At 63.4% G+C, this 15,342-nt stretch carries 13 protein-coding genes; 9 read left to right on the forward strand and 4 right to left on the reverse strand.

Annotated elements, in window-relative coordinates; all coding sequences use genetic code 11:
• Window positions 1-10 precede the first annotated feature (10 nt).
• The 4 genes from ABCR88_RS00465 (at window position 11) to ABCR88_RS00480 (ending at window position 5,634) form a co-directional block, all read left to right on the forward strand.
• Window positions 11-889, forward strand: coding sequence for an endonuclease/exonuclease/phosphatase family protein (locus ABCR88_RS00465; protein WP_011058474.1), 879 nt, complete (start codon window positions 11-13; stop codon window positions 887-889).
• Complete coding sequence (locus tag ABCR88_RS00470) at window positions 886-3,057, forward strand: GGDEF domain-containing protein (RefSeq protein WP_041114999.1); 2,172 nt, start codon at window positions 886-888, stop codon at window positions 3,055-3,057. The genes ABCR88_RS00465 and ABCR88_RS00470 overlap by 4 nt, the downstream gene beginning before the upstream one ends.
• A gap of 101 nt (window positions 3,058-3,158) precedes the next feature.
• Window positions 3,159-3,938 (forward strand): N-acetylmuramoyl-L-alanine amidase, encoded by a 780-nt coding sequence (locus tag ABCR88_RS00475; RefSeq protein ID WP_041115001.1) that lies wholly within the window; start codon window positions 3,159-3,161, stop codon window positions 3,936-3,938.
• A gap of 73 nt (window positions 3,939-4,011) precedes the next feature.
• Window positions 4,012-5,634: an EAL domain-containing protein gene (locus ABCR88_RS00480; protein WP_041115003.1), complete on the forward strand. Its 1,623-nt coding sequence runs from the start codon at window positions 4,012-4,014 to the stop codon at window positions 5,632-5,634.
• A 4-nt stretch (window positions 5,635-5,638) separates the two neighbouring features.
• Here ABCR88_RS00480 and ABCR88_RS00485 read toward each other — a convergent pair whose 3' ends face one another.
• Window positions 5,639-7,423, reverse strand: coding sequence for a KinB sensor domain-containing domain (locus ABCR88_RS00485; protein WP_011058478.1), 1,785 nt, complete (start codon window positions 7,421-7,423; stop codon window positions 5,639-5,641).
• Between the two features lie 10 nt (window positions 7,424-7,433).
• Window positions 7,434-8,780, reverse strand: a complete 1,347-nt coding sequence (gene algB / locus ABCR88_RS00490) for a sigma-54-dependent response regulator transcription factor AlgB (protein WP_011058479.1) — start codon at window positions 8,778-8,780, stop codon at window positions 7,434-7,436.
• Between the two features lie 441 nt (window positions 8,781-9,221).
• Between algB and ABCR88_RS00495 the strand changes: the two genes are divergently transcribed.
• From ABCR88_RS00495 to ABCR88_RS00515, 5 genes are all read left to right on the forward strand, one after another.
• Window positions 9,222-9,506, forward strand: a complete 285-nt coding sequence (locus ABCR88_RS00495; RefSeq protein WP_015633659.1) for a hypothetical protein — start codon at window positions 9,222-9,224, stop codon at window positions 9,504-9,506.
• 81 nt (window positions 9,507-9,587) lie between these two features.
• A complete protein-coding gene (locus ABCR88_RS00500) occupies window positions 9,588-9,752 on the forward strand; it encodes a DUF1328 domain-containing protein (protein WP_003170804.1) in 165 nt (54 codons plus the stop codon).
• Window positions 9,753-9,754: 2 nt separating this feature from the next.
• Window positions 9,755-10,222 (forward strand): inhibitor of vertebrate lysozyme family protein, encoded by a 468-nt coding sequence (locus ABCR88_RS00505; protein ID WP_041115009.1) that lies wholly within the window; start codon window positions 9,755-9,757, stop codon window positions 10,220-10,222.
• Window positions 10,223-10,967: 745 nt separating this feature from the next.
• Window positions 10,968-12,299 (forward strand): glutamate/aspartate:proton symporter GltP, encoded by a 1,332-nt coding sequence (gene gltP / locus ABCR88_RS00510; protein ID WP_011058482.1) that lies wholly within the window; start codon window positions 10,968-10,970, stop codon window positions 12,297-12,299.
• Between the two features lie 176 nt (window positions 12,300-12,475).
• On the forward strand, window positions 12,476-13,705 hold the full coding sequence (locus ABCR88_RS00515; protein ID WP_019095624.1) for a spore maturation protein: 1,230 nt from the start codon (window positions 12,476-12,478) through the stop codon (window positions 13,703-13,705).
• 72 nt (window positions 13,706-13,777) lie between these two features.
• Here ABCR88_RS00515 and ABCR88_RS00520 read toward each other — a convergent pair whose 3' ends face one another.
• Together ABCR88_RS00520 and ABCR88_RS00525 are read right to left on the reverse strand one after the other, a co-directional pair.
• On the reverse strand, window positions 13,778-14,407 hold the full coding sequence (locus ABCR88_RS00520) for an ABC-type transport auxiliary lipoprotein family protein (RefSeq protein WP_350023441.1): 630 nt from the start codon (window positions 14,405-14,407) through the stop codon (window positions 13,778-13,780).
• Entirely contained in the window at window positions 14,404-15,342 is a 939-nt protein-coding gene (locus tag ABCR88_RS00525) for an MlaD family protein (RefSeq protein WP_011058485.1), read from the reverse strand. Before ABCR88_RS00525 ends, ABCR88_RS00520 begins: the two co-directional genes overlap by 4 nt.

Genomic DNA, 15,342 nt, shown 5'->3' on the forward strand with positions numbered 1-15,342 from the left:
GCCCGCCGCCATGCCGCGCTGGAGCTCGGAACGCATCGTTGGCCTGCATGATCCGCAGGTCAACGAGCACCATTTGGCGTCGTCCGGCCTGCCGGCAGACAGTCGTCTGCGCTTGCTCAGTTTCAATATCCAGGTCGGTATCAGCACCGAACGTTATCGCCATTACCTGACTCGTGGTTGGCAGCACCTGCTGCCCCATCATGGGCGTGCCGACAATCTGCAGAAAATCGGCAACCTGCTTGGCGATTTCGACCTGGTGGCCCTGCAGGAGGCCGATGGCGGCAGCCTGCGCTCCGGCTACGTCAATCAGGTGGAACACCTGGCCCAACTGGGCGCCTTCCCCTACTGGTACCAACAGCTCAATCGCAACCTGGGACGCCTGGCTCAGCACAGCAATGGCGTGCTCAGCCGCCTGCGCCCCTGGGCCATCGAAGACCACCCGCTGCCTGGCCCCAAGGGGCGCGGCGCGATCCTCGTGCGTTTTGGCGAGGGTCCCGAGGCACTGGTGGTGGTGATGATGCATCTGGCGCTCGGTGCCCGCACCCGAACCCGGCAACTGGCGTACATCCGCGAGTTGATCGGCGGCTACAAGCATCAGGTGCTGATGGGGGACATGAACACCCATGCCAGCGACCTGCTGGAGCATTCCCCTCTAAGGGACCTCAGCCTCTTGGCGCCGCAACTGCAGGCGACCTTTCCCAGCTGGCGTCCGCAACGTTGCCTGGACCATATTCTGCTCAGCCCCAGCCTGACCCTGGAGCGCGTGGAGGTCCTGGCCCAACCCATATCCGATCACCTGCCGGTCGCGGTAGAGATTCGTCTGCCGGGTTCGCTCACGGCTGATGCATTGCCCGCGTTGAGTCCTGCCCCTCGCGGAACCGATGAATGAGCGACGACGCCAATCGCTGGAAAGAGAAATACCTCAAAAGTATCGAACAGCAGGAAAAGCTCGAACGCCGATGGGCGGCCCGTCTCGACTTGCTGCGTCGTGGCCTGGTACGCAGCACCCTGGCGGCGGAGGGCACCGATCGCGCGGTCGACCAGTGCATGAAGGAAATGCGCGAGGTGGTACGCACCGACGACATGGACGCCGGACTTGCTGCCCTTCTGCCGCGTCTGGAAAAAGCCGTGCTGGACTCCGAGCAGCGACGGGAAACCCGGGTCGAGCAGATGAGCAGCGCGCTGACGGCGCTGGTCAGCCAGTTGCAGTCCCTGCCCCTGCCCCGGGAGGTCAGCCGTCCGCTGAAAGCCTTTGCCAAGCAACTGGATGGCCGGGTTGGCCAGGCGCGGGAAATTCCCTTGCTGCTCGGCGAACTGAGCAGCCTGCAGGGCAAGGCCCTGAGCCAGCTGGAAACCCCGGCCGAACCCGACCGCCCAAGCCTGTTGCAGCGCCTGTTCGGCAGCCGCGAGGCGAGCGAGACGCCAGCCCCGGCGGAGGAAGCTGTTGCGACGAATCCGCCGCTCCCGGCAGCCGCGGCTGAGGCTCATCCACAAGCCGAGGAAGCCCCAGCACCGGAGGATGGCGCGCGCGAGCACTATCAGACGCCGACCCAGGCCTTGCCTGAGGCGGTTTCGGCGCCTGCCGCGCCCGCCACGGCACAGCCCGAAGCGCAGCTCGAACCTGAGCCGGTTGCCAGCGACGAGCCGGAGGTTGCTGCAGTGCCCGCTCCGGCCCCGGTGGTGGCGTTCGTGCCTCCGGTACTGGTGCAGGAGGCGCCCGCCGAGCCTGTACCCGCTATCGAGGTCGAACCTCAAGCCACCATTTCGCCTGTCGCGGAGCCACAAGCGCACGTTGATCCCGGGGTGGTCGCCGCTTCCGATTCGCCGCTCGCGCCTGTTGCCGAAGCCGCGCTCAATCCCGACGAGTTGTTGCCCCTGCCGACGGTTTCCCCGGCAGTGCTGCTGGACAGCCTGCCCCTGCCGGCAGTCATGGCCGAGGCCCTGGCCGCCATCGATCCGGAGCAGTCGGAGCACGATGTGCTCTACGCTCTGCCGGATTCGCCCGAGCCCTCCTACAGTTCGGTGGCCAAGCACATCGAGCACACCTTGCTGGGGCTGCTCGACGACCTGAGCCTGCCGGAGCGCCACCGGCCACAGGCCGAGGCCATGCGCGATCGTCTGCAGCATGGGTTGAACTGGTACGAATTGCTGCCGATTCTCGACGATCTGGCGGTGTTGATGCTGGCCATCACCGACTCCGGCCAGCATGAGTTCGAGACCTACCTCAAGCAGCTCAACGAGCGCCTGGAGGCCTTCCAGAGCAACCTGCAGGCAGCCAGCGATGGCCATGCCGACAGCAGTTCGGCGGCACGGGCCATGGACAGCCAGATCCGCGAACAGGTCGACGGCCTGCAAAGCAGCGTGCAGGAGGCCGCCGACCTGGATGACCTCAAGCAAGTGCTGGAAAGCCACCTGGAAGGCCTGCTGGGCACCATGGACCACCACCAGAAGCAGCGCGATGAGCGTGAACGGGAAGTGGCCGCCCGCCTGCAAAGCCTGGCGGAGCGGGTTTCGAGCATGGAGCAGGAAGCCCAGGGCTACCGTGAGCACCTGGAAGAGCAGCGGCAGAAGGCGCTGATCGATCCGCTCACCGGCCTGCCCAACCGGGCTGCCTGGAGCGAACGCCTGGAACATGAAGTCGGCCAATGGCAACAACATGGCAACAGCCTGCTGCTGGCCATGCTCGATCTCGATCATTTCAAGCGGATCAACGACAACTACGGTCACCTGGCCGGTGACAAGGTGTTGAAGATCATCGCCAACGTACTGCGCAAACGCCTGCGAGGCAGCGATTTCATCGCACGTTTCGGTGGCGAGGAGTTTGTTCTGCTGCTGCCCAACACCCCCTGGCCGGTGGGCGTGCGCATTGTGGAAGCCTTGCGCGCGGCAATCGAGGCGTGCCCGTTCCATTTCAAGGGCGAGCCGGTGACCATCACCGTGTCCGTCGGGCTGAGTGCGTTCAAGGCCGGTGATCGCAGCGATCTGGTGATCAAAAGAGCCGATCAGGCGCTGTACCGGGCCAAGGATGCCGGCCGGAACCGGGTGGAAGCTGGTTGAGGAGCCAGCACTTTGCTGAATGAAAGCGCGGTTTTGCCCATGATCGCCAGGGCAGTACGTTACACTGTTGCATTATCGTCTTCAGCGTACTGCCTTTTGCCATGAAACTTCTTGTTCTTGCCCTCTCCCTGCTGATCCTCGCCGGCTGCGCCAGCGGCCCGCGCATCGACACCAGCCACCCGTCGGTCAATTACGATCAGCGCGCCCAGTTCATCATCGTCCACTACACCTCGGCATCGCTGGAGCGCTCCCTGGCCCTGTTGACCCATGGCCAGGTCAGCAGCCACTACCTGATCGGCGATGACAAGTCCGCCACCATCTACAAGCTGGTGGACGAGCAATACCGTGCCTGGCATGCCGGCGACAGCCAGTGGCAGGGCCGGACCTGGCTCAACTCCAGTTCCATTGGCATCGAGATCGTCAACCCGGGGTTCCGCGATGGCCCCAGCGGGCGGCTCTGGTACCCCTACAGCGAAGCGCAGATCCAGAACCTGATCGTGCTGCTCAAGGACATCAGCAAGCGCAACAACATCTCGCCGCGCCACATCATTGGCCACAGCGATATCGCCCCCATGCGCAAGCTGGATCCGGGCCCGTTGTTTCCCTGGAAACGCCTGGCCGAGGCCGGCCTGGGACTGTGGCCCGATGCCCAGGCAGTGGCACGCCAGCAGGCGTTCTTTACCGTGAGCCCGCCGAGCATCGGTTGGTACCAGCAGCAACTGGCCCAGCTGGGTTACGCCACGCCGCAGACCGGCGAACTGGACAAGGCGACCCGTAACGTCCTGGCCGCATTCCAGATGCACTACCGGCCGGGGCGTTTCGATGGCACGCCGGACGCAGAAAGCGCGGCCATCCTGATGGTGCTCAACCAGACAAAATAATGACGCCGCCGGACGGTTCGGGCCGATTGTCCAATCAGTTGCTATAACTCATTGGTAATCCTTCGGATCTCCCATGATGCCGGCCGCTCGCGAGCCCTTGCGTACCTGGTTCCATCGCCCCTGGACGCTGGCGATGCTGGCGGCTGTGCTGAGTGCGGTGATTTTGCTGCTGGGCAGCGCCGGGCTGGCCATGCACCAGGTCCAGCAACGGGAAAGCGAGCAGATGAACGCCCAGGGGCAGCGTTTCCTGGAGCGGCTGGAGCAGTTGTTCGGGCAACTGCGCGAAGGTCTCGACGTGCTGGAGGCGCAGCCGCTGCGCGAGTGCAACGCCGATCTCATCGCAGCTCTGCAGCAGGTCAGCTACAGCTATCGCTTCATTTATGAAGCGGCCTACAGGGACGCCACCCACACCTGTTCCAACTGGCCACGGCAGAACCCCCTGCCGGCGGCCAGGCCGCCGGATATCCGCGGGCCGACCTACAGCTACTGGCTCAACACCTCGACCCAGCCCAATGAGAACCTTGCTGCCCTGATGCTGGGTCGCGGCAACTTTCGCGTGGCCACTTCCCGCGGGCACCTGACCGATGTGGTCGATCTGCCTGCCGGGGGCAGCCTGATGGTGGTGGTGGATCATGGTGCCCGGGCGATACCGGTGCTCGGCCCGGCCCGTGCCTGGCCCCCCGCACAGCCTTGGCGGGCGGGCCGCGACGGGCCCTTGCAGGTCACCCCGGACCTGCTGATCTATCGCATGCCCACTCGCAACCCCGAGTACCAACTGGTGCTGATCACCCCCCGCGCCAGCCTGCAGGGCGAAGTGCTCGACGGTTGGTGGTGGTTGCTGCCCTCCAGCCTGGTGCTGGCGCTGTTCATCGGTGGGTTGGTGTATCAGTTGGTCCGCCAGCGCCAGTCCCTGGGGGCGGAGCTGCAAGGGGCCCTGCGCCGCGGCGAGCTGCAGGTGCTGTACCAGCCGATCTTCGATCTCAGTAGCCGGCTCTGCGTGGGGGCCGAGGCCCTGCTGCGCTGGCGCCGCCCGGACGGCACCCTGACCAGCCCCGACCTGTTCATCCCGCTGGCGGAGAACACCGGGCAGATCCGCCAGATCACCGACTTCGTCCTGCAGCGCCTGCTGGAGCAACTGGGGCATGTGCTACGGGCCAATCCCCAGCTGTACATCTCAGTCAACCTGGCGGCCTGCGACGTGATGGTCCCGCGGATCGGCATGGTCATGGCGCGGCTGCTGGCGACGCATCGGGTAGCGGCCCGGCAGATCGCCTTCGAGGTCACCGAGCGTGGGCTGATCGATGTGGTGGTGGCGCGCAACAACCTGCAGGCCCTGCGCGATGTCGGGCATCAGGTGCTGATCGACGATTTCGGCACCGGCTATTGCAGCCTGGCCTACCTGCAGAGCCTGCCGGTGGATTGCCTGAAGATCGACAAGGCGTTCATCGATGCCCTGGGGCACGATGCCGCCAGCAGCGGCGTGGCGCCGCACATCATTCGCATGGCCCACGCATTGAAACTCAAGGTGATTGCCGAGGGTATCGAGTTCGAGGACCAGGCGCTGCTGCTCAGCAGCGAGGGCGTGAGCTTCGGCCAGGGCTGGCTGTTCGCCCATGCCCTGAGTGCCTTGCAGTTCACTGAGTTGATTACCCGTGGCCGACGGCTGGTGGCCAGGCGCCTGGATGATGAAGCATGAAGCCCTAGAGCGGCAGGGCCAGATAGAACTGGGTGCCCTGCCCGGGCCTTGAGTAGACGCCCATGCGCCCGCCATGCAACTGGACGATCTCCTTGCACAGCGCCAGCCCGAGGCCGGCACCGCCCTTCTTGCGGCCCACCTGGACGAAAGGTTCGAAGATCCGCCCTTGCTGGCCATAGGCAATACCCTCGCCATTGTCTTCGACGCTGACGATCACCCGCTCGCCATGGCGCCGCGCCTGCAGGCGGATCTGGCCCTCGCTGGCGGTGTGGCGCAAGGCGTTGTCGATCAGGTTGTCCAGCACCCGCTCCAGTTGTGCGCGGTCGGCATGCAGCCGTGGCAACGGCGCCTGGATCTCCAGCAGCAGGTCGATGCCCTGCTGTTGGGCCTGCTCGCTGAAGCGGCCCTGGGCCTGCACCAGCAGTTCTTCCAGGGGGCAGGGAGCGAGGGTGAGTTTCTGCAGGCCGTTCTGATAGCGGGAAAAATTCAGCAGGTCGTTGATCAACTGCATCAGGCGCTGCATTTCCTCGTTGACCGTATTAAGCAGGTCGGTTTCCCGGGACTCCTCGGGAAAGTGCAGGCGTTCCTGAAGCAGCCCGAAGGCCATGTGCATGCCGGTGACCGGGGTACGCAGTTCGTGGGAGGCGCGCAGCACGAACTCACTGCGCACTCGTTCGAACGCCCGTTGCTCGGTGACATCGTGCAGCACCATCACGGCGCCGAGAATATGGCCCTGGGTATGGCTGACGGGGGTCAGGCTGTAGGTCAGCAGGCGCGACTCGCCGTCGACCTCGATATCCAGGTCGTCCGGCGCCCGTTCCAGATTGCCGCCGCGCAGTACCAGCTGTAGCTGCTCATCCAGCTCCGGGCGTTGCAGGGCGCTGCCCAGGCCCTGGCCGAGGCGCTCCTGGTCCCAGCCCAGCTGGCGCTGGGCCACGGGGTTGAGGTGTTCCAGGCGGCCCTGGCGGTCGATCATCAGCAAGCCGTCGTCAATACTGTCGAGCACGGCCTGCAGGCGCTGCTGGCCGGCCAGCAGCTCATCGACATTGGTTGCCTGATGCTGGCGCAGGGCCTCGGCCATGATGCCGAAGCGTCGGGTCAGCAGGTTCATCTCCGCCGCCGCTGAAATGGGCAGGGTGACGTCGAAATTGCCTTCGCCAATCTTGTCCGCAGCCTTGGCCAGGGCTTCGATCGGCCCGCCAAAGCGCCGGGCGATGGCATGGGCCGTGACGAAGCCGATGATCAGTACCGCCAGGGCCACCAGGCCTAGCAGGCCGGCCACCAGCCATGCACGGTTGCGGGCCTGCTGCTCCACCTGGCTGATGTTGTCCAGGGCGCGCTTGTGTTCGTTGATCAGCCCGCCGCGCAAGGCGTTGAAGCGCTCGGTCAGCTCGTTGTTGTCATGCAGCCCGCTTGCGGTGCTGTTGCGCTCGAAGGCTTGGTAGAAGCTCAGGTAGTCGCTACGGGCCTGCTGGAAGCCACTTTGTACCTGGGTCTGCCGATCATGGGCGATGCCTTCGTCGAGCAGTTCCAGATAGTGCTGCCGGGAGGTTTCCAGGGCGGCGCGGTCCGGCTGCTTGCCGAGCATGATGATCAGCTGGTCGCCCAGGGTCTGGCGCAGCTTGAGGCCCAGGTCCAGGGTGATGAAGTTGTTGCGGATCAGCGATTCCTGGGTGCTGGCCATCTGCATCACGCTGACCAGCCCGAGCACCAGGCCCAAGAGGGCCACGGTGATCAGGGCCGAGATGCTCAGAAACAGCCGGGTGCGCAGTTTCATCGCTAACTTCATAGGGTGTTGCTCACAGGTTGTACTGTTTGCGTTTGCGGTACAGCGTCGACGCGTCGATACCCAGGGTCTTGGCGGCTTGATCCAGGGTGTCGCTGGTGGCCAGGACCGCACCGATGTGGGCCTTTTCCAGCTCGTCCAGGCTCAGGGCGGCGCCGATCCGCGGGGCGTTGTTGGTGGGTTGCTCGGCCATGCCCAAGTGGCTGATTTCCACCCGCTCCTGCGGGCAGATAATGCTCGCCCGTTCTACCACGTTGCGCAGTTCGCGGATGTTGCCCGGCCAGCGGTAGTTGAGCAGCGCTTCCCGGGCTTCATCACTGAAGACCCGGGCCGGGCGCGAATACTCTTTGACGAAGCGGGCGAGGAAGCGGTCGGCCAGGGTCAGGATATCTTCGCTGCGCTCGCGCAGGGGCGGCAGGTGCAGGGTGATGACGTTCAGCCGGTACAGCAGGTCTTCGCGGAAACGCCCGTCGCGCACCATGTCTTCAAGGTTGAGGTTGGTGGCGGCGAGGATGCGCACATCGGCGCGGCGGGTTACCGGGTCGCCGACGCGCTCGTATTCCTTGTCCTGGATGAAGCGCAACAGCTTGGGTTGCAGGGTCAACGGGAAGTCGCCGATCTCGTCGAGGAACAGGGTTCCGCCATCGGCCTGGTTGACCCGGCCCAGGGTGCTCTCGCTGGCCCCGGTAAAGGCGCCGCGGCTGTGGCCGAAGAGTTCGCTCTCCATCAGTTCGGCAGTCAACGAGGGGCAGTTGATGGTCACGCAGGATTTCTTGGCGCGTTTGCTCCAGCCGTGAATGGCCCGCGCCAGCTCGCCCTTGCCCGTGCCGGACTCGCCGAGGATAAGGATGTTGGCGTCGGTGCTGGCCACCTGACGCGCGGTTTCCAGCACCACTTTCATTGCCGGGCTGTGGGAGTCCAGGCCGTCCTTGGGCTTGCGCACCTCACCTTCGAGGGCTTCCAGGCGTGCCGAGAGCTGGCGTACTTCCAGCTGCTTGGCGGTGGCCAGGCGCAACTGGTCGGGGCTGCAGGGCTTGACCAGGTAGTCTGCGGCGCCGGCCTGGATCGCATCTACTGCGGTGTCCACGGCAGAGTGAGCGGTGACGATCACTACCCGCATCCAGGGTGCCTGGGTACGCATTTGTGCCAGTACGTCGAGGCCGTTGTCTTCGCCCAGGCGCAGGTCGAGGAAGCACAGGTCGAATACCTGGCGTTGCAGCAGAGCATCGGCCTGCGCCGCGCTGTTGGCGGTGGCCACGGTGTAGCCCTCGTCTTCCAGGCAGTAGCGGAAGGTGCGAAGGATTGCGGATTCGTCATCCACCAGAAGGATGCGGCCTTGATTCTCCGGCGCTGACTCCATATCCCGAGGCTCCTTAATGAATGATCTTTATTTAGTCCCGGAAAAATCGGGCAAGTTGCAAGGTTGATTCTGATCCATTCCAGCGTCAGCAGGTTAGATATCTCCGGCTGAAACGGCTAACAGGCTGAAATTACGCATGTTTTACCCAGAGTAGCTGCTGGGTGGGTCTGTATCAGGCTATTGGCCATTGATCAAAGTTCCCCCTGTGATCAAAAAACACTCATTGTTTTCCCGGGGCATCGTGCATTTCGCACGGCCGGCATGGAGGCATCGTGCAGTATGCGTGTGGAATGCTTTTGGCAATTTGATTTAAGTGTTTGATTTTATTGAATTTAATTTCAAAGAAAAAGCTGGCATGCAGCCTGCAATATCCCTCTCATCGAGAAGCGCCGGCCGTGGCTTCCATAACAACATAACCACCAGTGTGGGAGGAGTTTCAGGATGAATCGCCAACGTCTTGCCCAATTGCGTATTGCGCCACTGCATCTCCAGCAAGGCCTCTTCGCCGTTCTGGCGTTGCTGGTCACCCTGATCGCCGGGCAACAGTTCCAGCGCTGGCAGGACAGCCAGGCACCTGCGCCGCGCGTGCCGGTTCATCACTTCACCCAGACCCATTTCAGTTCGGTGAGCAGCCAGCTCAACGACCAGGCCCCCATGCAACTGATGGCCGTCGACCAGGCACAGCCGGTCGCGGACGCGCCACGTCAGGAACGCTGGGTGTTCTAGCACCAAGGCCGGGCCCGCAATCGGCGGCGCCGGGCTGGCTCCATAGGCAGCACCACTAATAGAAGAGTAAGGAGAATCATCATGCTGAGCTGGGCAATCACATTCCTGATCATTGCCATTGTCGCTGCGGTCCTGGGCTTCGGTGGTATCGCGGGCACCGCCACGGGTATCGCCAAGATTCTCTTTGTGGTGTTCCTGGTGATGTTCATCGCTTCGTTCTTCTTTGGCCGTCGAGGCCGAGGCTGACCATGAGTCTCTCGTTGAAGACATTGACTGCCGCGCTGCTGCTGGGCGCCAGCGCCCTGGCGTCGGCGGCCAATGATGGCCAGGCACGAGCCAATCAGCTGTTGGGGTCGGACCCGCAGTTTCGTGAAACCTGGCAGGGGGTCGTGCACAAGGAGGAGCGCCTGCCCGAGTGGGTGATGAACCTCTCGGGTGATGCGCCGCAACAGATGAATGCCATGACCGAAGACGGCGATCAGTATCTGGTGGGCCCTCTGTGCGAAACCGCCCAGAGTTGTCAGAAACAGCGTTTGATTGTGGCCTTCAGTTTCGACAAGAAGCATGCCTACGCGATGCTGGTGGACGTGCCGGCGGGGTTGCCCGCGGACAAGTCACCGACCCGCCACGCCAATTATCGGTTTCTCGGCAAGCCCGATGATGGCATGCAAGCGCTGCTCCAGGAGCAGTTGCGCAAGGACCCAAACTGGTACTGATGTGCAAATTGCCGATATTGCATAACAGATAGACGAAAGGGCCGCCCTGGCGCTTTCGGCTGTTGCACCACCCGAGGAGGGCGAGTGCATGACCAAGGGGCCGGGATGTTCTGATCCACAGGTGATCGGAGTGACCTAGGGGTACAGGGAGTGCCTCCGCAAGGGCCGGGTCAGGAAAGAGCGGCGGCGCAAGCTCCCAGGTCGGCCACCGACCTGATGAGCTTGCGGCGTGCTTGAATGGCAAAGTCCTGTGCTAGAGCCGTCCGTCTGACAATTTCCGTGCTCGCGCGGGAAAAAATCTTCCTTTGACTCCGATCAAACGTTTCCTGGTGTTTCTCTGCGACCGTATATCGAGAAACTTTGTGCGAATTGCGCAGCGTTTCCGGGCGCCCGAATCAGAGCAATCCTAAACTTTTTTAGCCTTTTTCCTGACCCCTCCGACAAGCCTGCACGCCGCCTGAAATGGCCGTTACACGGCATTTTTGCCTGCCGAAATGTCGTATTCGAACCGGTTGGGACGCTCGTTTTGTTTGGAAAAACTCATGCCGATTCGGCATAGGGTAGGCGTTTACGGCATTAGACGTGCCTCCCTAGCATCGGAATAGTTGCGCCTTTTTTCGCCCGCAGAGAGCCGTAAATGCTCGTTCGGGATGACCTTATACGGGGGCCGATGCACAAACTTTTCCGCCATTGAGCGTTCCAGTTCGCGCATCAGCCCGAGTCCAACTGAAGTAAGGGTAATGATATGAAGAAGGCAAAATTAAGCCTCGCCTGGCAGATCCTCATCGGTCTGGTCCTGGGGATTGCGATTGGCGCGCTGCTCAATCATTTCAGTGCTGAAAAGGCTTGGTGGATCAGCAACGTCCTGCAGCCTGCGGGCGATATCTTTATCCGCTTGATCAAGATGATCGTGATCCCGATCGTCATTTCCTCGCTGATCGTCGGCATCGCCGGTGTCGGTGACGCGAAGAAACTGGGGCGCATCGGCCTCAAGACCATCATCTACTTCGAAATCGTGACCACCATCGCCATCGTCGTCGGCCTGCTGCTGGCCAACCTGTTCCATCCGGGCGCAGGCATCGACATGAGCACCCTGGGCACCGTGGACATCTCCAAGTACCAGGCCACTGCGGCCGAGGTGCAGCATGAACACGCGTTCATCGAGACCATCCTCAACCTGATTCCATCGAACATCTTCGCGGCCATGGCCCGTGGCGAGATGCTGCCGATCATCTTCTTCTCGGTGCTGTTCGGCCTGGGCCTGTCGAGCCTGCAGTCCGACCTGCGCGAACCGCTGGTGAAGATGTTCCAGGGCGTTTCGGAAAGCATGTTCAAAGTCACCCACATGATCATGAACTACGCCCCTATCGGCGTATTTGCACTGATCGCGGTGACCGTCGCCAACTTCGGTTTCGCCTCCCTGCTGCCGCTGGCCAAGCTGGTGATCCTGGTGTACGTGGCCATCGCCTTCTTCGCTTTCGTGATCCTCGGCCTGATCGCCCGCCTGTTCGGCTTTTCGGTGATCAAGCTGATGCGCATCTTCAAGGATGAGCTGGTCCTGGCCTACTCCACCGCCAGCTCGGAAACCGTGCTGCCGCGTGTGATCGAGAAGATGGAAGCCTATGGCGCGCCGAAAGCCATCTGCAGCTTCGTGGTGCCGACCGGCTACTCGTTCAACCTCGACGGTTCGACCCTGTACCAGAGCATCGCGGCGATCTTCATCGCCCAGCTGTACGGCATCGACCTGTCCATCAGCCAGCAACTGCTGCTGGTGCTGACCCTGATGGTCACCTCCAAAGGCATCGCCGGGGTTCCGGGTGTGTCCTTCGTGGTCCTGCTCGCCACCCTGGGTAGCGTCGGCATTCCTCTGGAAGGCCTGGCCTTCATCGCCGGTGTCGACCGTGTGATGGACATGGCGCGTACCGCCTTGAACGTGATCGGCAACGCCCTGGCGGTACTGGTCATCTCCCGTTGGGAAGGCATGTACGACGACGCCAAGGGCCAGCGTTACTGGAACTCCCTGCCGCACTGGCGCAGCAAGGAAAAGCTGCCAGCAGGCGAAGCGTCCAAAGGCTAAGTGCCTATTGTGTAGGAGCTGGCTTGCCAGCGAAGAGGCCCCAAGCCCTTCACCTGCCTGAAGACCGCCTTCAGCGGCAATCCAGCTCCAACAGATGACAGGCCCCGGTTAATCCGGGGTTTGTCGTTTCTGCCCGCCCCGCTATCATTCGCCGCATCTTTCGAGGGGTATGACCGATGCTCAATGGCCTGTGGCTTGGCTTCTTTATCGTGGCAACCGTGTCGGCCCTGGCGCAGTGGCTGGTGGGTGGCAACGCCGGGATCTTCGCTGCCATGGTGGAAAGCATCTTCGCCATGGCCAAGCTGTCGGTGGAGGTCATGGTCCTGCTGTTCGGCACTCTGACCCTGTGGCTGGGTTTTCTGCGCATCGCTGAGAAGGCTGGAATCGTCGAGTGGCTGGCCAAGGTCCTGGGGCCGCTGTTCAAGCGCCTGATGCCGGAAGTACCGCCGGGGCACCCGGCCCTGGGCCTGATCACCCTGAACTTCGCCGCCAACGGCCTGGGCCTGGACAACGCCGCCACGCCCATCGGCCTCAAGGCCATGCGCGCCCTGCAGGAACTCAACCCCAGCGCCACCACTGCCAGCAATGCGCAGATCCTGTTCCTGGTGCTCAACGCCTCGTCCCTGACCCTGCTGCCGGTGACCATCTTCATGTACCGCGCCCAGCAAGGCGCGGCGGACCCGACCCTGGTGTTCCTGCCGATTCTCCTGGCCACCAGCGCCTCGACCCTGGTGGGCCTGCTGTCGGTCGCGGTGATGCAGCGCCTGCGCCTGTGGGACCCGGTGGTACTGGCCTACCTGGTTCCCGGGGCCCTGGCCCTGGGCGCCTTCATGGCCTTGCTGGCCACCCTGTCGGCCACGGCCCTGGCGTCCCTGTCGTCGATTCTCGGCAACCTCACGCTGTTTGGGCTGATCATGCTGTTCCTGGTGGTCGGCGCGCTGCGCAAGGTCAAGGTCTACGAGGCCTTTGTCGAGGGCGCCAAGGAGGGCTTCGACGTCGCCAAGAGCCTCTTGCCATACCTGGTAGCGATGCTCTGCGCCATCGGCGTGCTGCGGGCGTCCGGGGCCCTGGATTTCGGTCTCGACGGCATTCGTCATCTGGTGGAGTGGGCCGGTTGGGACACACGTTTCGTCGACGCCTTGCCCACTGCCCTGGTCAAGCCGTTCTCGGGCAGTGCGGCACGGGCCATGCTCATCGAGACCATGCAGACCCAGGGCGTGGACAGCTTCCCGGCCCTGGTGGCGGCCACCATCCAGGGCAGTACCGAAACCACCTTCTATGTGCTGGCGGTGTACTTCGGCGCGGTAGGCATCCAGCGGGTGCGGCACGCCGTGGGCTGTGCCTTGCTGGCGGAATTCGCCGGTGTGGTGGCGGCGATTGCGGTTTGCTACTGGTTCTTTGGATGAGTTGAGCGAGCCTTCGCCGGCAAGCTGGCTCCTACTCCCTCTGTAGGAGCCGGCTTGCCGGCGAAAGGGCTCTCAATGTTTCAGCGCCCGATTGCCCTGCCCCACTGCCCAATCCACCACTTGCCGGGTCAGCGCATCGCCGGCCTGGCCAAATTCTGTGACCACCGCCGGCACCCCGGTTTCAGCCAGCGCTTGGCGCACTTCGAAGCGCCGGCTGGCGAGGATCTTCTGGTCGTAGCCACGAATCAGCCGCGCATCCAGGCGGATCACCACCTGGGCGGCGTTGCCCTGGTATTCGGTCTGGAAGGCTTGCAGGTCGCCGCCCAGGGCCAGGTCGGTCTGCAGGTTGCTGTCATCGGTGCTCAACAGCTGGACCCGGCCATCGCGCTGGAAGCCGTCCAGCAGGCGGTTGCGCAGCAGGATCGGTGCCGGATCGCTCCAGCGCGAGGCCTTGTAGCTGCTGATCAGGTTGCCTTGGGGAATCACCGCGATCCGTGCGCTGTTCAGCGCATCCCCTGCCTGGGGCTTGAGCAACTGCAAGGACCACGGCAGGGCCTGGTTCGACGCCGTGGCGCCGGCCTGGCTTGCCGGCAGCCGATAGATGTCCAGCGGCTCGCCCTTGGGCAGTATCGAGCAGGCCCCGGTCAGGGCCAGGGCGGCGCTCAGGCTCAGGGGGGCAAGCAGGCGATAGGCACGCTTCATGGCGTGAACTCCTTGTTCTTCTCGTTACCCAGCAGGTAACCGCCGGGGTTGGCTTCCAGGCGCCGGGTGATGGCCCGCAGCGAGCTCAGGGTCTCGCGCAGCTCGCGGACCGCTGGCGCCAGGCCGTTGAGGCCCTGCATGCCGTTGTTCAGCGAGTCCTGGTTGTCGCTCAGCAGTTTGTTCAGGGTGGCGCTGCTTTGCTCCAGGGAGCGCATGGCGTGCTCGGCGCTACCGAACATCTGCTTGCCCTGGTCGTTGAGCAGCCCATTGGCGTTGCGCATTAGCGCGGTGGTCTGTTCCAGCATGGCGCCGGTCTGCTTGCTGATGGAGCCCAATTGCTGCATCAGCTGGCGCAGGTCGTCGCGCTGCTCGGCGATGCTGGCGGAGGTCTTCTGCAGGTTGTCCAGGGTGCTGCTGACCCGGGCCACGTTGTCCGGGGAGAACATGCGGTTGGCGTTGTGCAGCAGCAGGTTGACCCCGGTCATCAGGTCGTTGCTGTTGTTCAGCAGGCGGGCGATGGGCGACGGTGAGGCGATGATGGTGGGCAGTTCGCCGTCCTTGCCCTTGAGGGTCGGGCTTTGAGGCGTGCCGCCGCTGAGCTGGATGATCGAGGTGCCGGTGATGCCGGTCAGGGCCAGCTTGGCCTGGGTGTCCTCCTTGATCGGCGTCTCGCTGCCCAGGCGGATCTGTGCCAGCACCCGGCGCGGGTCCTTGGGGTCCAGGCGCAGGTTGACCACATCACCGACCTTGATCCCGCTGTATTGCACGGAGCTGCCTTTGGACAGGCCACTGACCGCCTCGTTGAAGACGATCTGGTAGTCCTGGAAGGCGCTGTCGACGCTGGACTTGGCCAGCCACAGGCCGAACAGCAAGGCGCCGGCCACCACGATCACGGTGAACAGGCCGATCAGTACATGATGGGCTCGGGTTTCCAT

This window comes from Pseudomonas sp. W17 (assembly GCF_040268305.1).
GTDB lineage: Bacteria > Pseudomonadota > Gammaproteobacteria > Pseudomonadales > Pseudomonadaceae > Aquipseudomonas > Aquipseudomonas protegens.